20 protein-coding genes and 5 pseudogenes are annotated in these 18,853 nt (G+C 42.9%); 11 read left to right on the top strand and 14 right to left on the bottom strand.

Going from position 1 to position 18,853, the window contains the following annotated elements; translation table 11 throughout:
- Positions 1-13: 13 nt before the first annotated feature.
- A complete protein-coding gene (locus BN1135_RS12605; protein WP_042010600.1) occupies positions 14-580 on the bottom strand; it encodes a hypothetical protein in 567 nt (188 codons plus the stop codon).
- A 118-nt stretch (positions 581-698) separates the two neighbouring features.
- Between BN1135_RS12605 and BN1135_RS21655 the strand changes: the two genes are divergently transcribed.
- From BN1135_RS21655 to BN1135_RS12595, 4 genes and pseudogenes are all read left to right on the top strand, one after another.
- Entirely contained in the window at positions 699-905 is a 207-nt protein-coding gene (locus BN1135_RS21655) for a helix-turn-helix domain-containing protein (protein WP_005895552.1), read from the top strand.
- Positions 906-1,288: 383 nt separating this feature from the next.
- Positions 1,289-1,540: pseudogene (locus tag BN1135_RS22450) on the top strand (DUF4172 domain-containing protein); the annotation flags it as partial.
- A 66-nt stretch (positions 1,541-1,606) separates the two neighbouring features.
- Positions 1,607-2,446, top strand: a complete 840-nt coding sequence (locus BN1135_RS12600) for a Fic family protein (RefSeq protein ID WP_223290132.1) — start codon at positions 1,607-1,609, stop codon at positions 2,444-2,446.
- Between the two features lie 286 nt (positions 2,447-2,732).
- A complete protein-coding gene (locus BN1135_RS12595) occupies positions 2,733-3,083 on the top strand; it encodes an NIPSNAP family protein (protein ID WP_042010601.1) in 351 nt (116 codons plus the stop codon).
- A gap of 108 nt (positions 3,084-3,191) precedes the next feature.
- Here BN1135_RS12595 and BN1135_RS12590 read toward each other — a convergent pair whose 3' ends face one another.
- From BN1135_RS12590 to BN1135_RS12575, 5 genes are all read right to left on the bottom strand, one after another.
- Entirely contained in the window at positions 3,192-3,452 is a 261-nt protein-coding gene (locus tag BN1135_RS12590; protein ID WP_042021563.1) for a hypothetical protein, read from the bottom strand.
- A 61-nt stretch (positions 3,453-3,513) separates the two neighbouring features.
- The gene (locus BN1135_RS12585; RefSeq protein ID WP_042021562.1) at positions 3,514-3,921 is read right to left on the bottom strand and encodes an H-NS family histone-like protein; all 408 of its coding nucleotides are present in this window, start codon (positions 3,919-3,921) and stop codon (positions 3,514-3,516) included.
- A gap of 354 nt (positions 3,922-4,275) precedes the next feature.
- Positions 4,276-4,575, bottom strand: a complete 300-nt coding sequence (locus BN1135_RS21645; protein WP_082186791.1) for a hypothetical protein — start codon at positions 4,573-4,575, stop codon at positions 4,276-4,278.
- A gap of 74 nt (positions 4,576-4,649) precedes the next feature.
- Entirely contained in the window at positions 4,650-4,847 is a 198-nt protein-coding gene (locus BN1135_RS12580; RefSeq protein ID WP_042021560.1) for a hypothetical protein, read from the bottom strand.
- Positions 4,848-4,870: 23 nt separating this feature from the next.
- A complete protein-coding gene (locus BN1135_RS12575; RefSeq protein ID WP_042021557.1) occupies positions 4,871-5,236 on the bottom strand; it encodes a hypothetical protein in 366 nt (121 codons plus the stop codon).
- Between the two features lie 249 nt (positions 5,237-5,485).
- On the opposite strand from BN1135_RS12575, the gene BN1135_RS12570 reads away from it, so the two are divergent.
- Positions 5,486-5,938, top strand: coding sequence for an antitoxin Xre/MbcA/ParS toxin-binding domain-containing protein (locus BN1135_RS12570; RefSeq protein WP_042021554.1), 453 nt, complete (start codon positions 5,486-5,488; stop codon positions 5,936-5,938).
- Between the two features lie 870 nt (positions 5,939-6,808).
- Here BN1135_RS12570 and BN1135_RS22165 read toward each other — a convergent pair.
- Together BN1135_RS22165 and BN1135_RS12565 are read right to left on the bottom strand one after the other, a co-directional pair.
- Positions 6,809-7,306 carry a hypothetical protein gene (locus BN1135_RS22165; RefSeq protein ID WP_139245258.1) on the bottom strand — a complete coding sequence of 166 codons (498 nt, stop codon included), beginning with the start codon at positions 7,304-7,306 and terminating at the stop codon, positions 6,809-6,811.
- A complete protein-coding gene (locus BN1135_RS12565) occupies positions 7,299-8,057 on the bottom strand; it encodes a winged helix-turn-helix domain-containing protein (RefSeq protein WP_042021553.1) in 759 nt (252 codons plus the stop codon). Before BN1135_RS12565 ends, BN1135_RS22165 begins: the two co-directional genes overlap by 8 nt.
- A 356-nt stretch (positions 8,058-8,413) precedes the next feature.
- On the opposite strand from BN1135_RS12565, the pseudogene BN1135_RS12560 reads away from it, so the two are divergent.
- A pseudogene (locus tag BN1135_RS12560) lies at positions 8,414-8,760 on the top strand (IS1595 family transposase); the annotation flags it as partial.
- 393 nt (positions 8,761-9,153) lie between these two features.
- On the opposite strand, the pseudogene BN1135_RS22630 reads toward BN1135_RS12560, so the two are convergent.
- Together BN1135_RS22630 and BN1135_RS21635 are read right to left on the bottom strand one after the other, a co-directional pair.
- Positions 9,154-9,315 (bottom strand): annotated as a pseudogene (locus BN1135_RS22630) (DUF1090 family protein); the annotation flags it as partial.
- 603 nt (positions 9,316-9,918) lie between these two features.
- Positions 9,919-10,362 carry an META domain-containing protein gene (locus tag BN1135_RS21635; RefSeq protein ID WP_175479121.1) on the bottom strand — a complete coding sequence of 148 codons (444 nt, stop codon included), beginning with the start codon at positions 10,360-10,362 and terminating at the stop codon, positions 9,919-9,921.
- Positions 10,363-10,773: 411 nt separating this feature from the next.
- Between BN1135_RS21635 and BN1135_RS21630 the strand changes: the two genes are divergently transcribed.
- The 3 genes from BN1135_RS21630 to BN1135_RS22160 are packed head-to-tail and all read left to right on the top strand — an operon-like array spanning position 10,774 to position 12,423.
- The gene (locus BN1135_RS21630) at positions 10,774-11,076 is read left to right on the top strand and encodes an outer membrane beta-barrel protein (protein WP_082186789.1); all 303 of its coding nucleotides are present in this window, start codon (positions 10,774-10,776) and stop codon (positions 11,074-11,076) included.
- A 59-nt stretch (positions 11,077-11,135) separates the two neighbouring features.
- Positions 11,136-11,930 (top strand): Ig-like domain-containing protein, encoded by a 795-nt coding sequence (locus tag BN1135_RS21195; RefSeq protein WP_139245257.1) that lies wholly within the window; start codon positions 11,136-11,138, stop codon positions 11,928-11,930.
- A 31-nt stretch (positions 11,931-11,961) separates the two neighbouring features.
- Positions 11,962-12,423: an RCC1 domain-containing protein gene (locus tag BN1135_RS22160; protein WP_139245256.1), complete on the top strand. Its 462-nt coding sequence runs from the start codon at positions 11,962-11,964 to the stop codon at positions 12,421-12,423.
- Between the two features lie 372 nt (positions 12,424-12,795).
- Here BN1135_RS22160 and BN1135_RS12540 read toward each other — a convergent pair whose 3' ends face one another.
- Together BN1135_RS12540 and BN1135_RS12535 are read right to left on the bottom strand one after the other, a co-directional pair.
- The gene (locus BN1135_RS12540) at positions 12,796-13,467 is read right to left on the bottom strand and encodes a transglutaminase-like cysteine peptidase (RefSeq protein ID WP_042021545.1); all 672 of its coding nucleotides are present in this window, start codon (positions 13,465-13,467) and stop codon (positions 12,796-12,798) included.
- A gap of 361 nt (positions 13,468-13,828) precedes the next feature.
- Positions 13,829-15,361: an EAL domain-containing protein gene (locus BN1135_RS12535; RefSeq protein ID WP_071287645.1), complete on the bottom strand. Its 1,533-nt coding sequence runs from the start codon at positions 15,359-15,361 to the stop codon at positions 13,829-13,831.
- 320 nt (positions 15,362-15,681) lie between these two features.
- Here BN1135_RS12535 and BN1135_RS22660 point away from each other — a divergent pair.
- Positions 15,682-15,785, top strand: a pseudogene (locus BN1135_RS22660) (IS1595 family transposase); the annotation flags it as partial.
- 547 nt (positions 15,786-16,332) lie between these two features.
- Positions 16,333-17,206, top strand: a pseudogene (locus BN1135_RS12530) (IS5 family transposase).
- Between the two features lie 22 nt (positions 17,207-17,228).
- On the opposite strand, the gene BN1135_RS12525 reads toward BN1135_RS12530, so the two are convergent.
- Both BN1135_RS12525 and BN1135_RS21190 read right to left on the bottom strand, forming a co-directional pair.
- Positions 17,229-17,951 carry a riboflavin synthase gene (locus tag BN1135_RS12525; protein WP_042021543.1) on the bottom strand — a complete coding sequence of 241 codons (723 nt, stop codon included), beginning with the start codon at positions 17,949-17,951 and terminating at the stop codon, positions 17,229-17,231.
- A 243-nt stretch (positions 17,952-18,194) separates the two neighbouring features.
- Positions 18,195-18,818, bottom strand: a complete 624-nt coding sequence (locus BN1135_RS21190) for a LuxR C-terminal-related transcriptional regulator (protein ID WP_175479128.1) — start codon at positions 18,816-18,818, stop codon at positions 18,195-18,197.
- Between the last annotated feature and the right edge of the window lie 35 nt (positions 18,819-18,853).

Below are 18,853 nucleotides of genomic sequence, written 5' to 3'. Positions count from 1 at the left end.
TTCTGGCCGTTCATCAAGAGGCACTTCTAAACGCAATCAACCCCCTCAAAAGCCTCTCCACGGCCTCCAGCCTGCCCCGCAAATCGCGTTTCTCTGCAACGGTATTGTTGATGGCCCTTTCAATCGCTGGATCCAATATGGAGAAGTCCACTCTTAATTGCTGGTACTCAGCGAGCATTGAATCACATTCCTGCAACCCCTTACGGTAGTGCTGTGCTCTCGCGATCAGTCCTTCCAGGACGGATTCATACGTTTCCGACTTACGCTCCTTACCCGATTCCGTTACAAGCGCACAAGGCCCAATAAATTCCTCCTTGAAATGCACTTCATCGAACTTGGGAGTCCTGATGAAATGAGAAAAGCGCCTCCCATCATCAACTGTCTTCCTTTTTAGAAGTCCCTGATTTACGAGCTTGATCAGATGCCGATAAATGAAGGTATAACGCCGCTGACGTATCTGCGATTCTGCTTTGTCACCAAAAATGGCATTTACAAATCCTGTCGCAGTGAAGTCATCCATCTGCCATCGAATGAGTGCGGTGTAGAGCGCGGTTGGTAACCACACGGTCTGGGAGCTCATAAGTAATCCTGGGCCTCGAACGAAAACATTTAGTGGAAATCTAAACTCGGTTGAGGATTATAATCCGTGGTTGTTAGCCAGACAACCAGAGATAGTGCTCGCCAGCGAGAGGCGAGACATGCAAGAGCTAGCAAAAAAATTTGGTGATGCTGTACGTGATAGACGGCTTCAATTGGGCGTATCGCAAGATGCACTCGCATATGCGGCCGAAATTGATAGAAGCTACGTAGGACGAATTGAGCGTGGTGAGGTCAATGTCACCCTGGAAAAGGCTTATCGTCTTGCCAGGGTTATGGGGTGTGACATTCGCGATTTGCTGCCATAGATATATTTGCCAAATAATTATCTCTTAACCCAGATAAAACTAAATTTCCCTATAATTATTCACAGTGACGGCATAGTGAGTGCCTTCAGGCATATGAATAAGCAGACCAGACGGCATCTGCGTGTGCGTGGCTTCATGCAGCGCAAGCTGCAAGCTCACAAGAACCATTCGAAACGAAAACGAACTCCCGCCTTGTCTATCTACTGGTTGCTATAGCACCACACAGCAGCAATAAATCCAGTTTTTCGTCAGCTCCTGTCTGAGATTTTCAGCCTGTATCCCCATCCTCATTACCAGCTCTGCTGGTCTGCTGCATGTGTTATATTCGGCTCAAACATTGAGCCGAATGATGGGCTGGGTCGGCTCATTCTTGAGACCCTAGCATGTTGGATGAGGAAATAATGGAACCATTTTGGATTTGGCAACAAGCAGATTGGCCCCATTTTCGTTGGCGGGATAGCGAGATATTGCCCAGATTACGGCAGGTTCAACGCAGACAGGGAATTCTAATCGGTAGTCATTCCAGGTTGGGGAACCCCGACCAAACGTTGGACACGTTATTGGCTAACATCATCGCCTCGTCCGCTATCGAAGGCGAACGTCTCAATGCCCAATCCGTGCGATCTTCCCTGGCTAGGCGGTTAGGGAGCTCACAAACTCAGTCCTATCCAGTATCAGAGCGCTCAGAGGGGCTCGCGGCCATGATGCTGGATGCCATCGACAACCATGAACAACCACTGACAATTGAACGACTTTACCAATGGCATCGTTGGCTGTTCCCTGTCAACGAATGGTCGGTACAGCCAATGAACGTAGGGCAGTTGCGAGGAGATGAGCCGATGCTGGTTGTCTCTGGGCGTGTTGATCGCCCTACCGTGCATTTTGAGGCACCGCCCAGAGCCGCTCTGGACGATCAACTGGCCGAGTTCATCCCCTGGTTTAACCAGACTCAGCATGACCCCACGATGGATCCACTGCTTCGTGCGGCGATCTGCCATTTCTGGTTCGTGACGCTGCATCCCGTTGATGATGGCAATGGGCGGTTAGCGCGGGCACTGACCGACCTCGCGCTGTCACAGGCTGACAGCCACAGCATCCGGCTGTATGCCATGTCAGTTGCCATTCTAGAGCTGCGGGGTGACTACTATCGAGCGCTTGAGTCAGCGCAGAGGGGCTCGCTAGATATTACCTCCTGGATCTGTTGGTTCCTCGACACACTGGATTACTCCATAGAGCTGGCATTACAGGTTATTGATCGTTCTCTCGCCAAGACATTTTTCTGGTTGCGGCACTGTAATGACGATCTGAGTCCAGAGCAAACCAAAGTGCTGAATCGTTTACTGGATGGCGGCGAACAGGGTTTTGAAAATGGCATCAATGCAAGCCAGTATCAAAAAGTGGCCGGAGTAAGCAAAGCGACCGCTACACGCCATCTTGCGCAATTGGTGGATAAGGGGTGCATTGAGAAATTACCTGGTGGCGGACGCAATACACGCTATCAGATCCACTGGGGCCATATTGGCTCCACTGTGGGAGTCTGAAAAGACTCTATCTGTTAAATTGTTTGGACTCTCCCTGCGGGAGTTGTTTTAATTTGGTGGATTAGAGCCTCTATTGACGAACTAATAAAGCGCATAAATTAAATTTTGACGCCATGATGAGTGCCGTCAGGCATATGAGTGAGCAGATAAGATGGCATTCTCTTGGGTGTGGCCCCATGCAGCGCAAGCTGCGGTAATCCCTACGGGCATCTCACCTTTAAATGTATTTTTGAGAAGCCTCATGTACAGTATCCGTATCTATTTAAGTTGATATGAAGGATCTTTAATGAGAACGGTCGAGTTTCTCCAGTACACTTTACAGCCAAGTGCAGGTAATGGATTTCATCAGATCATGCGAAGTATCAGCGTTCCTTTGCATCAGGCCGCTGGAATTGATGTAGTCACTTATGGTCAGTCGCAACATGATCCAGACAGCTATGTTTTGGTTCGAGCTTTTGATAACCCTGAGCATAGGGAAAAATCTCTTGATGCCTTTTACCAAAGCGATAGTTGGCGCAAGGGCCCAAGAGAGAAAATTATTAACAGCATTGCTGTTAGTGTTATGTCTGTTGTGTCGATGGAGTCAACGACTATTGATGCTCTGCGTCAGACCTGCTACACCTCTATGTCTGACTAGGAATAATGACACATTCTGTTAGGCTGGTTCAGAAAGCAATAGCTCGGATTGCTTTGTAAGGTGCTGTCCGTATGAAACTGTTTAATCCATGATGGATTATAAAAACAACTAAATGTTGACGCCATGATGCGTACCATCTGGCATATGGACGAATAAACTTAGCCGACAGTCATTACTCTCAACAGACCTTTTGAGCGACAATAAACTATTTAGAACATCGGGATCAATTTCAGGAACATCACCTGCACCGAGATTTGAAAGCAATTTGGTCACAGCGATATGAACTCGCAGCTCTTCGGCATGCTCCTTGGCTCTCTGGACAACCTCGGGTGATTCGGATGAAATCAAATCCTCCAATGTCCTCCCCATACGGTGCTCCTACTACAGATAGAATTAAAGGCCCACGCCGAGCAGGCATGGGCTCTGCGCATTAGATCAAGAAGTCATCCAGTGCTTTTCCAGCCGCAACTGCTTCTGCGATGGCCTTGGGCATGCGACCTTGGCCAGTCCAGGTCTTCTCCTGACCATCCTCGGTGTAGCGATACTTTGCAGGACGAGGAGCGCGCTTGCTCTTTACTGTACCCTCTGCTTTTGCAGTGGTTGCAGTACCAACAAGCTCACTCGGATCTATGCCCGCTTGTTTCAGCAGCTCGGTAAACTCAGCCAGTTTTTGCAGGCGTTCAGCGGACTCTTCTCTCAATTTGCTCTCTTGCTGCTCACGCTCAGCAAAAATCTCTTCGAATTTTTCTCTGATTTCGACCAGCTGCTCGAAAGAGAGCTCGCGCAATGCAGCACGCAGACTACGGATATTCAACAGAGTTTTCAAAAAATCGTTCATTTTTATCCTCAGGTATCACATTTTTATATCAATGAAATTATCTCTCAACCCCAGCATTAGCACCACTGTTTTTAGCACCAAGACGATTATAGAAATAGCATTATTCAAAAAGACGTGAGCGAAATCGCGTTTGGAGTCGCTTGGTGACCAAGCTCCAATCTTATATGAAACTATGTAGCCAAAAATTAAATCTAGGTGGTAGTGAGCGTTGAGACCACCTCACCAGATGAGCCGATGAACGATCTTGATCGGCTCACGAAATGAGCCGATAGGGCAATATCATTGGCTCACAGAATGAGTCGATGATAGGAAATAATTTCTCTCCACACAAACTAGGGTATGGGAGCATATTATTTATATTATTTCCCTATTAGAATAATCACGCCCAAATGTTTCTGGATTTGCAGCCTCATAGTCATCGTCACACATATGATCTCCACGATGCATCTCCCTCACTGTTGCGAGTGTACCGAAAAAGCACATTTCACAAAGATGCACCTTGTAACGTTCACCATCATGACGGGAACCATAGCCAAAATCCGCCGATAACGAGCCGTATTGGTTGGTTCCAAAATTCGTTTTTGTACTACGACCACAGACATCACAGAGAATGTCAACGACCTGTTCTGTTGGCACAATTTCTTTTACGAGCATGCTAAGCTCCTAATCTGATGAGAATAGGAGTTATCATACGCGGACTGACTATATATGGTGCAACCTGTTTTTAGTTACTTTTTGGTATCCATGCGAATGAGAGCTTTCACCTCGACAACAGTGGCACCGATAGGAACACCTATCGAACTCAATAACTCGCCATTTTCAGTTCTGGTAACCTCGGGATCGCCCTTATACCAACACCATTCTCGGCCAGTTTTTGTGTCGGCAGCCTCTAAGATGCCACAACGATAATCAAAATTGATGGTCATATAGTTTTCTCTCAACCTGATGCTTAGTCATTAGCATCATCACGTTTCGCTTCTTCAATTAAACGAGTCACGTTCCTAAGCGGGTTTTCAGCACCAATATCATCCGTGAGAACGATGATCTGCTTTCCTATATCAAAAGCTGGGGCTACAACCGCTCGTCCTGCAAGCTCCAATGATTCAAGGACGGCAGTTGCCTTCTTTAGCGTTTTAAAAGTTTTTGCGGTTTCAGGACTCAACCCCCACCACATACCCGTCATATCAGAATTTGATGCGTACTTAACGAGGAATTCGTCCTTGTAGGGGTCATGCAGTAGCCATCCCAGCATCTTTGCGTGAGCAGGGAGCCCCCAAGTCTGTTTCAGTTCATATACGGACGGTTCTTTGCTCATAACATTATCCTTAATAAGTGGCGCTAGCGAGCATGGTTTGAACATAGTCAATACATCAGAAACAGGGTCTCATAAAGGCCCCGTATAGAATTATGCCCAGAGATTCACAAAAAGTTGATGCTGCCCGCGTGGGGCGCTTCAACCTCTGTATTCAGTGCCTCATCCAACACAGTCCTCATACCCCTCGCCACCGCCACAGGGAACAGATAGGATGCAGTAATAACGCATTGCAAATTCAGGGGATAGACTATGTCCTATGCCAGTTATCATCCAGGTAAGGCTATGGCCTCTACTAAGACAATATTTGACTCTCTTGGCATACCGAGTGACCCGTTGGGGGCACATCTATGGATTGTTGCTGGCGTTGCGCCTGGCATCATTCATCGACTGGCTGAATTGATGAGTACCGATGCAGTTTTGATATGCCGCTTAGCAGGCATTAGCCGGAGCACTGTTGCTCGCAAAGTTAGGATTGGGGCTCCTCTATCAATATCGCAGGGTGCCAGGGTATACGGAGTTGCACAGGCTCTCGATGCGGTGCTCGCCTTTCACAGGAACGATACCGTCAAGACACTGTCGTGGTTAAACCGCACCGCCTGGGGCCTAGGTGGTAAACGGCCAGCAGAGGTGCTGTTGACAGCTTTAGGGGCTCAGGCAGTGATAGTACTTGTAGGACGAATCCAGCATGGGGTGTGCACCTAAATCGAGGTAATCTGATAGGCTAATCCCCGCGAGAACGGTTCAAAAACAACCAATCTCATCTTTTTTGAAATTTATTTCATTTACCCCACTTGAAAAGTTCGAAAAACTGTCCATTTACTAATTATGAGAACAAAAGATTTTTTAAACATTCCGCTGCTACGCAGCGAAGATAAACCAGTTTGATACTGCACATTCATTCCTTTCTTTAAAATCGAATATAATTACATCATTTATAAATTAATCCCCTTCATAAAGGATTAATCTTCTTTGAAAAAAACGTTCCTCATTAAATCGTTTTATAAAAGTAGAAATGATAGATATTTGGTGGAAGTAATGAAAATCTGGTTGCATTCGCGCCTAAGAGCGGACTCATAAATATGAGTTTGTAAAAAATTTATTTACTACCAAGAGCGATTAATTACACCTGACAGAATGATAATTATTGAGAACGACCCCCGATAACTGGTTGAGCATCCCCAAAGGGAGACTGAAAATCCCTTTTAATATCAGGGGGATACAGATGGCGTGGTCGGTGTTGAGCTGGCATGGGGTAATCCCCCCATTTTTAGGGGCATTCAAAAGTAGAGGTCATGCAACTCTTGTCAGATACTGCTTTGGGTATAAGTGGCGTATCGTTTACATCCGAAGGCTGCTTAAACGAATGTAAATAAATACAGGATACCCCCGAGAGCGGTTATGAAATATCAAAGGTGTAGCACTATTATGATCAGATCTTCACAACGGTACAAACCTAACAATGTCGAGTAATGGCTTAGTAATTTAGCAGGAGAAAAATTATAACTCATCAGCTATTTTATTATTAATCCCCTATATAGTTTACAACCTTACAGACTGTGAATTTGAGGGGGACTACTCTGATATAGCCCCATCTTTCTTACTGACAGCATATAAATATGGAATTTTGTTATCCACATCGAACAGCACTACTACATCTTCATTTTTAAATATCACTTCAACCGGTGAATGCCATGTTTCTTTGCCTTTTGATTTAGATAAAAGCTCTAAGTATTTGCTGTCAAATATTGGCTGATGTATTTCTGATTTTAAAAGGGCGTCTCCAGTCCTGAAGTATTCACATGAATTATATTTACAGCTTTCAAGATTTCCCTTGAATTCAAAAGCAGCATATGAATCAATACTATCATCTTTAAGTGTGATTTTTTGTCTTACAGATCCATTTTGTGACACCTCAATTTTCGTTGAAATTTTTGCATTTGGCTCCTCACTTGAAATCCGATAGCGAGACCCAGTATACACACCTTCCGGAAATGGTGTGTCAAGAGTAATATATTCTACAAAGAAAGAATAAATTACAGAAAAAAATAACAAAAACCAATATTTAATCATGTAAATCACCACTACCAATTTTTACTTCAGTCCTGATGAAGTCTTCGACATTGAAATCCTCGCCCTTCTTTAAAACGACATTTATCGCTCGACCTTCCTTTGTCAAATATATGGAAAAAAAATCATTGCGGTCATTGGAATATAACATGAACAGACACTCACAATTTATCTTTGCTATTTTATTTATGAAGTGACTTTTATCAACACCTCGGGGAGATAATATAATGTTTTTATTGTTCAATGTTTCCTTAACAAGTAATGAGGACATGAAGTTCTGTTTCACGTAAGGTGCTGAAACAACAAGTTCATAGGTATATAAAATGAAAAGTGTTATAGAAATCATCGATATAATTACTTTTGTAAGGTTCTTTATAAGTGATTTTTTAGGTTTGAATTTTTCAACTTTCAATTCAGCATTTTCAATGCTAAATGAATCATCTTTTATAGAGTTAGGAAGGGAAATCTTATCTTGATCAATTTTATAACCAACTCTGGGAATGGTTATAATTATATCTTCATCTGGATTAAGTTCTGTCAATACGGAGCGAAGAGTAGAGATGCTCTTTGACAATGAAGCATCAGTTACAACAAGACCTTGCCAAGCATATGCAAGAATGTCACTTTTTGTCGCCCCGCCAGGCCCGGAAATAAATAGAAACTCTAAGACAAGAGCATCTTTATTTCCAATTTTCTTTTTAACCTCATCTCGTGATAGTGTGCGAGAGAATTTATCAAAGACTATTTTTTTCATCTTACGCTCTGATTTGACCATAATTATAGTAATTATAGTAACTGTGTCTTACTACGACAGGTTACATTGATCGTTTAATCACCGCAAGCTTGCGTAACTACAGCAGTCAGGTGGGGAGCGATAAGCCTTTTGTCTGCCTGTGGTAGAGCCTCAGAAGTAACTGTCACTGGAGGCAGAGGAAGTTGTGCCGTGATGGCAGATTTTGGAAACATAGATGGTCGCCTCAGTTTGCCAAGCCCTCAATCCATAAAAAGTGAGTCAGGTGAAGATTGCAGCCATAGATCCGGATTTTGATCGAGGCTACTTCCTCTATCCCTGATGGAATTCGCTGGCTGGTTCCGCTATCAACGCCAGCTTTTCAGCTGGAGAAGATAAATGCCGAGGCGGTCATCGCGGTTTCGAAGCCGCTGGTGTCACCGGATGCAGTACTGTGTAGCGATGGTGAGGGTGTGTATGCCAGTTTTAGCCAAGCGCAGGGCGTAACCCATCAGGTAGTGCACAATCGCCAAGGCAAACGGGTGGTTGGTGCGTATCACCATCGGTTGAAAGAGTGGATGGAGCGGTTCCATGGCGTGGCGACGCACGACCTGAAGAACTACCTGGGTTGGCGCAGGATGTTGGATCGTTACGGAAGGGGCGTAAATATCAAAGCGAGTTTGCATGAGGCGCTGGGCCCCCCATGCAACACGTAATTGGGACATAGCCTTTTTGGGGGGGCGATCACCCCATTAACGCCGGTTGGTTGACTCAGATGATCAGATCCCCTGATGCGCTGAAAGTTCCAGATTTAGTCAACAACGCCCATTTTTTTCACAAATCAATCATGGTATTTAACGCAACTAATTCATCCTGGAGCATCTTTAACTTGAATTCAGCGTCGTTCAATTTATTTTGTTTTTTGGCAGCTTTATCTACATTACTAGATTGCTGCGCTTGTTTAAACTCTAAATAACTGATCCTAATAGTGCTACATCTTGCCGGAAGCCTTGTGGTGTAAGGAATTTGTGCAATCTGACGGCAAAGCCTGAAGTGACAAGGCTCAGTGACGATGTGTGCTCCATGTCACCTGTAGAAGCGGTACGAGTACCGTGACCTACTATTCGGAACAGCTATTTAGACGACGCTCCTGCACCCGCTCACTTTGCTCATATATTTTCACTTGCAGCTCTTCGAGTAAATTTGCATTTGTACAGTGTAATTCTATATTGCGTAATGCCTGTTCCAACCCAACGACTTGATCATTGTTATGGTGTGCTTTAGCAAATGTTAGCTATTCAGTTACAGCTTGATGACGAGCCTTACAGCCAATATCCAGATTACCATAGGCCTGGCTGGCCGATAACAAAAAAATGCTTGTTCCAATAATCCTCAACATAACACATCCTTAATTTTATATTTAATATAATGGGGTGGCACACTTAGTTATAACAAGGTGTGACAGGGCTACTTCCTGGAAGCTGGACCTCTTCATTATACAAAAAATGTTTCAATTTTCTGAAATTCGATAACCATATTTACATGTTCTCATAATATTGTTCATATCCCCAAGCTGTTTCTACCAGCGCAGTATTAAACATCAACCCTCTTAACAAGATTTTATCCTTCGCAATTTTTGTATAAACTGAAAACTCTTTATTTATATACACCTTAAGTTTAGACTTGCATAAAGACTGTAGCTTTACTACATCCTTGTCAAACACATAGAGAAACCCATTATTATTTATATAAAAATAACTAATGTAATTCTTTCGATTTGAATAAACGTAGACATCATCTGGTATGTGTACACCACTAATGGTTGTATTTTTTGACAATGAATCCCCCATGATTTAAAGACCATGCTTTTGAAAAAAATAAAGTATTAGTTATTCTTATCTTTGTTGAGTTGCTCTGTTCTTCCAAATCTTAACTCTACATTATTATCTTTATTGGCTAACTGAATTGCTTTTGCACCCATAAAATCGATAGAAACAACTCTGGCACCATTTTTCAGCAAAAAATGCATGTTGTTGCTAACTTCTTTCACTATCGAGTTGTTGCATGCCATACGACTAGACTTTATTGACGCCTTCAGCACACCATAATCCATTCTGTAAGTTCCACTGAATTTATTACAGCCATCAAAACCTGATATATTATTATTCTCATTGAATTCAATGAATGCCGGTGGTGTTATATTCTCAATTTTTCTATGACCATCATGCATTACGGTCCAGCTACCACCAATTTTGTTATGGATATCCGATTCATTCTCTAGCTTTTTAAATGGAACACATGCGGTCAACAAAGACAGTGTACCGAGCACGAATATAGTTCCACATTTATTTTTTATCATGTCAAAAAGCCTCAGTTTGTTTAACGTAAAACAACAATTATCCGTTTATCCGTTGCTAAATAACGAGCTTGTCACTGAGTGACACCCAGTGCGTCAACCATCCTTGGGTGAGGTTAAGATTGCATCATGCGGTAGTTAAACATGAAGTGAAATGTTTTGAAATTAAATGCCCTTAAATATCAACTTGTTAGCTGACAGCGAGTCGGAGGTGGTCATGAGTTTTCATTATAAAATTCGCATTGGAAATGTCACAATATTTAGAGAAAATTCTGGGTGAATTACGAGGTGGCAAGTAAGAAAGAAACATGCTCTTGAGGTTGATGTTACATAAATACACAGCTATATTTAAATGCAAATAATTTTAAAAAATTCATATGTGGAATGCTTGAAAATGAAAAAAACACACACATTGCATTGTTCTGCACATTCATAATGTCGCCGATGTCAGCCTTGGCAAATGAAAACTTTTATATAGGAGCCAAAACGGGGTGGGTTCATGGCACAAATGCATGCGAAAGCCATCGGCTGGCATGCGATAACGATGCTCTTGGCGGTGGGGTGTTTGCTGGCTACGAGCTCAGCGATTGGTTAGCATTAGAGGCAGGATATAACTATTTTGGTAAAATGAAAGCAGATTATCCAGCCTTAGCCAATAGCAATATAACAGCAGGCTATACAGGCTGAGTTCAAGGTATTGAGATGGTCTGAGAGGTGAGCGTCCATTACAAGTAGAAGAAGCTGCCTTGACTGGGATATTGCTCAGTCCTGCCACAGCCACAATACCAGAAGGTGCTAGTCAAGTTTACACAGTTCAGGGCACATACAGTAATGGCACTATTATGGATGTGACGGCACTTGCATCATGGACGAGCAGTGCTCTAAATATTGCAACCATAAACGCTAGTGGCCTTGCAAAGGCCCTTGATAAGGGCATGATAACTATAACAGCTACCTTTTTGGATAAAAATGCAAGCGCTAGCTTAACCGTAACAGCGGAAGGTACTGTCGTTACCTGGGGTGATCAGAATGATGGTGGCGATAGCACGGCAGTACAATCGCAGCTATTTGGTATCGCGAAGCTTTTTAGCAATGAGTACGCATTCGCTGCGGTAAAGCAAGATGGCTCAGTTGTTACTTGGGGCGATATGAATTATGGCGGCGACAGCAGCGCTGTACAGCCTCAACTTAGTAATGTAGATGAGATCACAGGTAACCTTCGTGCGTTTGCTGCAATGAGGAGCGATGGCACTGTTGTTACGTGGGGTGATTTAACTAGTGGTGGTGATAGTAGTTCTGTTCAGAGTCAACTAACAAATGTGCAAGAAATTGTAAGCACAAACTATGCATTTGCAGCCCTCAAAGGTGATGGGAGTGTCGTTACTTGGGGAAATACGAATTCTGGCGGTGATAGTAGCTTAGTACAATCACAGCTGGTAAATGTTACGAAGATCATTTCAGCAAAAAATGGGGCCTTTGCAGCAGTAAAACAAGATGGGACGGTTGTAACGTGGGGCGATCCAATTGCTGGGGGGGGATAGCAGTTCAGTACAAGCACAACTTACCAATGTGATGAAAATTTATAGTATTGGAAATGTGTTTGCCGCTCTCAAGTCTGATGGCACAGTCGTTACATGGGGAGATGCAGATAATGGGGGTGACAGTAGTGCGGTGCAAGCTCAACTGGTCAATGTGCGTGAAATAGTAGGTTCTAGTGAAGCATTAGCAGCTCTCAAGCAGGATGGCACTGTAGTAAGCTGGGGCGATCCTGCTGCGGGTGCAGATAGTAGCGCAGTACAGTCGCAGTTGGTGAATGTAAAACAACTTTTTAGTTCCAATAACGCATTTGCAGCCCTGAAGCAAGACGGTACGGTCGTCACTTGGGGAATAGGGGCTGAGGGGGACAGCAGTGCTGTACAATCTCAACTGACAAATGTTCAAACGATCTATACGACAGGTTTGGCTTTTGCAGCCCTAAAACAAGCAAGATGGTACCGTTATAACTTGGGGAGATCCATCTTCCGGAGGCGATAGTAGTGCTGTTCAAGCGCAGCTGACTAATATAGAGAGTATTTTTAGTGCCTATCTTGCCTTTGCGGCACTTAAACAGGATGGTTCTGTTGTCACCTAGGGAGCAGATCCTGCTGCTGACAGCACAGCTGTACAGCCTGAGTTAGCAAAAGTACAGACCATCGTTGCAACATTTGACGCTTTTGCTGCACTTATAGGCCCTTGATTTATAACTGCCAGATTATGATGTGGGCCAGATACAATCGTTCGTTTCTGGTTCACACCTGCTTTCACAAAATACACATAATAGATATCATCGACAGTACTTACTATAACGTGGATGCATCAATTTTATGTTATCTTGATGCTTATCGGATATGTAGACAATTTTATATTCTATAAAGTCTTTCGAGGGATTTTCAAATACTCATCAGAAAATCGTGTTTGAAAATCCTTCCACTTGGACAACCGTTCAGATGAACCTGAAAAGGTGCCTTCTTTTCTAGATTTCATGATCCACAGGCTTTTGGCATTAAAACTATAAACAGGTAACAGATCTATACGCTGAGAACCGGTGTATATTGTAGCCTTGATGTTATCAAGAACTAAAGGGTCTGATTTTGGCGTCCCATAGTACAATACTACCATATGAAATTGATTGTATTTTATAGCTTTAACATAAGCCATTCTTAGTTTCTTCTCATCAACGCCTAACTCCATCAGTGCATAATATTTTGAAATGCTATAATCCTCACAATCGCCCCCCTTGGCACCGATGAATTCTAATGGATTCGCCCAATAGTCGCTCTGCCCCCATAAAAAATTATCTTCACTGTAAGTTAGGTTATTGAAGTAATTATTTACTAGCGTAAGCTTTTGTCGCTCTGAAATCCCGACTCTGGGTGACATAATTCGAGCAAATGATTTGACTCTCAAGACCGCGCGCTCACCATACACATCAGCGATCTTCTTATGCAACTCTGATTCGTTTAAATATCTAGTCATGTTACTAGCTTGAACTGATAGGCTTACAGTTAGTAATATCATTATCATCGCTACTTTTATCATCGCAAGCACCTCGTATCAACACGGCCTAAGTATAGCATGATATTTTTAATGATACTCCTAATATAGGTGGTGCATCTAGTCAAGTGATAGACTTCAGTATACTGATCCTCAATAATTCAAGCTCATAATCATAGTTCATGAACCATGGATAATCTTACGTGACTAGCTGAGAAATATAAAATTTCAGGTATTTTCATTTTTTTTCAGGTTACATACTGCTACTTATAAGTTAACATTTAATCATAGGTTTCTAGAGCCTATATTTAAGCCTGAACGAGCTTCCCCTCCTATATTTATTTGCAGGTTTATTTATCCCGTGCCATGCAATTGTAGGAGGGGCTTTTTACACTTAACTACAAGACTATTGGTTCCTTGCGATCTTTAGCAAAGCATCGCTTAGTGGCATTGGCTTTCCAAACATATATCCCTGAAGATATGTCACACCCTTTTCTTCAAGGAAATCGGCTTGCGCCTCATTTTCAACCCCCTCTGCAACTAATGTCAGTGATAGTCGTTTACCTAAGTCTATAATATTGTCAATTAAATGCTCTGATATGGAACCTTCACCAATCTGCTTGATGAATGACATATCAATTTTTAAACAGCCAACCTTAAAGTCTTTAAGATAACTCAGACTAGAATGCCCAGTTCCAAAGTCATCAATAGCTAGCAATACACCCATATTGTTAAGTCTGGCGAAGAGTTCTAACACATGAGTTGTGGTTTCCAATTCCTGTCTCTCGGTTAATTCAAGAACGAGATGAACTCCGGAACTTTTCAATTCAGCCAAGAATTCCTGTGAATCAAAAAGTAACTTCATACCCTTGCAATGTTGAGCTGTAATATTCACTCCAACATGGAAGTCCTTAGGGATAAGCTGAACGTGCTGCTTTAATATATTGGCCGTATCCTTGAGAAGGGATGCGGTCATTGGAACAATCAGTCCTGACTCTTCTGCCTGTGGGATAAACAAATCTGGCCTGACTAACCCTTGAACTGGGTGCTTCCAGCGCATCAAAATTTCTATTCCAATAATCTCCCTAGACACTGAATCAACCAGCGGTTGTGCATATGGAACGAACTCGTGCTTTTTCAATGCTCGTGATAATTCAGATGTAAATGAACGTGGTCTATTCAATTGCCACCACATCACTGTTGCAAAAGATAAAAGAAGAATGAATAAACTAATTATATAGTTTTGGTCTTCCTTCCAGAAGGCATCGAATGTGGTTCTGAACTTTAAACCAGCATATACTGTGAAGGGATACTTATCTGATTTTGAATGCTGACTCATAACCAAATATTGGCTAGGGCTTATATGTGAAAACAACCCGTTTTCTGTAAGCCACTCATCATTGATATATAAAGACAGAAGGAGATAGTCCCCTTCCTGCTGAGCCAATAGCTTCGAGAAATAGACACTATCAATACCACTAATAGAAGCACTTTCCCCTTCTTCATTTCTAATTGCTATTATCGGATGATTTGCTTGAACTCTATTTCCTGGCATTAGCAATAGCTTACCATCTTTATAATGTTCTCTGCTATCTCTAAAATCACTGTCTCCGAATATTGAGGTGCAGTATATCCTATCACTCTTTGCAAGATTAACCGACCTAATGTATGGAACTACTGCCACTAGACGTCTAAGTTCTAATGCGGCCTCTTTGCAAGGCAGGCCTTTGACTCTCAGAGCGGATATATTTGACATCTCACCATAGTCAAGAATTGACTCTATAGAGTCTGATGTCTTTTTTGCTGATGACTGAATCCATTTTTCAGTGTCCGAGATAAAGGCTTTGTACATCAATGAACTCAAAATAAGAAAAGAAGCTGCTAATACAAATGTGAATATGGCAAGCCTCGTGAGAGCATTATCTTTTATGCTTTGCATATGTAGTTCCTTACTCTTTGATATTTGTTGTTGTCGCTATCAGTATAGATCGGCGTTGTGGCCAAAATCTGCCATCAAGTAATGATTTCCCCAGTCCCAGGTGACGGCTTCTGACAAGCAGGCTCAGGGTATTCAATTGTCTACGCCATTACCTCTCCCACTTGGTCGTTGTAGCTATGCAGACCGATTTCCCCGCCAGAAACTGCTTGAGCCGATACATTGCTGCTTCTGATTACCCATGATTAGCTGTCACCGCGAACCACACTGATCTTATACGCAGTCATCGAAGTGCGAAATCATGGTCAAGAAACAACGTCCAAATGCAGATAGGCTACAGCCTGTTTAAGTTTTCAAAAACTATGGAACCGAAGCACAATGCGAAAAAGCGCTGTTTACATGGCACATTTCTCACGGTTTCGTCTGCCTGCATCGTCCTAGGTTTTCTAGAAACTCTGTTGTTGAGTGTACGATTCATAGTGATCATTTCAATTTACTAAACTGTAAATCTAATCTGTAATTGGAATCGCGAATTCGATTTTTTCTGGGGCGTAGTGGCTATCCACTTCATCAGAGAATGGTGTTTAGTGAATCAATTAAAAAAGTGCTCCATGGGGCCTTTGCCCCCATGAGCGTATTTGTGCTCTGTCCCAGTAGTAGTGTTGCCACTCTGCTAACTGGTCATGAATGACCTAAGACTGAGTATCAACAATTGCATAAAATTCAAGCTTATCTGTTTTTTGTTACCGCTAGACCTTCCGATTCAGATGGGGAGACTCCGGTTTATTAGGTCTGAACTTGAGCCCTATCTCTATCAGCTTCCTTTGAACCTTTAATGCAAAAACTCAATTGATATAATGCTCCAGTTAGTTGTTGATGTTTGTAAGGCGTTGTTTCCTAAATCGATGCAGCTTGAATGGAACTAATTGAAAACCCAGTGATCTGAGCACCACCATCCCCCTCAAGTCTGCATCATGGGTAAAGCGCTTCACCCCATCACCAACTGGCCTCAATACAGCAAGTCTCTGATTAACCGTGGCTTACTCACCGTCTGGCTTGATGCCGAGACCATGAGCAACTGGTTTCACCACGACCATCTGCACCGTCTTGATGCTCAAGGGGTTGTTCAGTCTCACTCTGCGAACGCCCCAGGGGCTACTCGATTCCCTGTTCGAGCTGATGAACGTACCGCTGTATGCACCGGACTACAACTGTATCCGCAAGCGCGCTCGCACGGTGAAAGTGGCCAATAGACAACCCGTCAAGGGGCATATCAGAGGCTTGGTTATCGATTCGACGGGCCTCAAGGTATTTGGTGAGGGTGAGTGGAAAGTCAGAAAACACGGCGCTGAGAAACGTCGAGTCTGGCGCAAGTTGCATCTGGCGGTAGATCCGGTGACTCACGATATCGTGGCGGCAGAAGTGTCGCTGGAGAATGTGCATGACGCAGAGGTGTTGCCGACCTTGCTCAATCCTCTGCGTCGCAAGCTGGGGCGTGTTTACGCGGATGGCGCCTATGACAGCAAAGCCAGCCATCGGTTGGTTGCGCGTAAAGGGGCGACGGCGTGTATCCCGCCTCGCAAGAACGCAGGGCTATGGAAAAAGGTCCATCCGAGAAATGAGGCGGTGCAGGTGATGCGCAAGGAAGGGCTGGCGCACTGGAAGAAGATATCGGGGTATCACCGTCGTTCGCTGGCAGAGACAGCGATGTTCCGGTTCAAACAGTTAATGGCAGGCCAAATCACCCTGCGAAAATACAATGGTCAAGTGGGAGAAGTGATGGCGTATGTGAGCGCGATAAACAAACTGAACACCCTTGGTCTGCCTGTCAGAAAGCCCCGAGTGTAACGGTCACTTGGGGCTGGGGAAATCATGATTTGCTGGCTGATTTGGGCAACAACGCCTGTTTGTAACCTAATGAATCTAAGTCAACACCTTGTTTCAAAAGAAGATCTTCAAAAAAAGGCAATAACGGCCCCAGTTTTTCGTTTAATGTGTCACGAACCGTATCGACAACAACTTGTGTGCCACGCTCGATTTCAATGTTGATTAAGTCACCACTAACTTTTGATTCAAAACTCGTCATTCGACGGGTCTCAGGGATAAGCCAAACCTCAAACCAACCGTCTTGCTTACTGACCTCAAAAACAGTCAAACTTGCTCCGTTAAGTGCTATGTATCCTTTTGGGAAAACATATCTTTTCCATGCATCTGGAAGCGCTAAACGAATACAATAGTTATCTTCAATCTGCGTAACTTTGATGATGGCTACATTAAAGTCAACATGACCAGATAGTGGGTGGCCACCGATTTCAGTACCATCTTTCGCAGCTCTCTCCGCATTAACTAATTGGTACGGGAAATACTGACTCAAAGTCGTTATTAAAAGACTTTGAAGCATCACGTCAAACTTAACTAGGGTATCTGAGAGTATTTCAGTTACCGTCAAGCACACACCATCGATAGCTATGCTTGCACCAATTTCCAGGTCATCACAAAAACCTTCTGGAAAATCTATAATAAAAGTCCGAATTCCATTTAGATCTGTCACATTAACAATTTTAGCGACGGCCTTGACTATACCTGTAAACATAATTACTCCACTGGTAGTTATATTCATTTCAGATGGCTGACATTTAAAAAATTATCATTATAAAGAGCAACCGTAAATGCTAAAAATGAGTGTGCGAACGACTTCAGCCAGTATTTAAGCATTCCTAGTGTTGGTGTGACTGTATGAATATCACAGTTGACCTTGACTGGTCGTGCCCTCAGTCAGTTTCATTAAAGCCACATCGATTTTGGCGACAACGCCATGAATGACTGTTTCAGTTTATTATATTAAATTATTTATTATTGCGAAATCTCTGAGGTCAAAAATAGTTTGAGCGCCTAACTTCTTAGTAATTCTGTATTTGTATGTACTAATGGTCTTGGGGCTCAAATTATATTTTTCTGCGATTTCATGATTCTTTTCACCTAGCGCTAAGTGTTTCAATACAAGTGTTTCACGAGCGGATAACAAGGCTAGAGAATATGGATTGTTTATAGCGTTATGATACTTTGATTGTATTAACCTATTTTTTGGGTGTGAAAATGATGTGCTGAGAGCCAGTTTAAATTGCTTAATACATTTTTCTATACTGTTTCGTCTATCTAACGCCACTACAAAAAGTTGATTTTTTAGGTGTTCAGGGTTTAATGTGCTAAATAAAACAACTTTAGCATTTTCACTGATGCCCTTTATTTTTTTGAACATTTCAAATGTATTTGTGGAGATTTTATCAGCATCAACTATAATAAGGCCTGGGCGCAATGCATGAATTAGTTTTATGCCATCGCACCCATTATCAGCGCGACCAACAACATCAAGTACAACGTCTGGGTCTTTAAATTCTTTAAATATTAATTTCAGCGTCATCTCAAGGATAGGAGCTTCACCTATAAGAACCGCGCGCATTCTAAAAACCATATGACATCTATCCTGTACTTGAA

It is taken from the genome of Aeromonas sobria (genome assembly GCF_000820145.1).
GTDB lineage: Bacteria > Pseudomonadota > Gammaproteobacteria > Enterobacterales > Aeromonadaceae > Aeromonas > Aeromonas sobria.
This window is presented reverse-complemented; position numbering and strand designations above follow the sequence as displayed.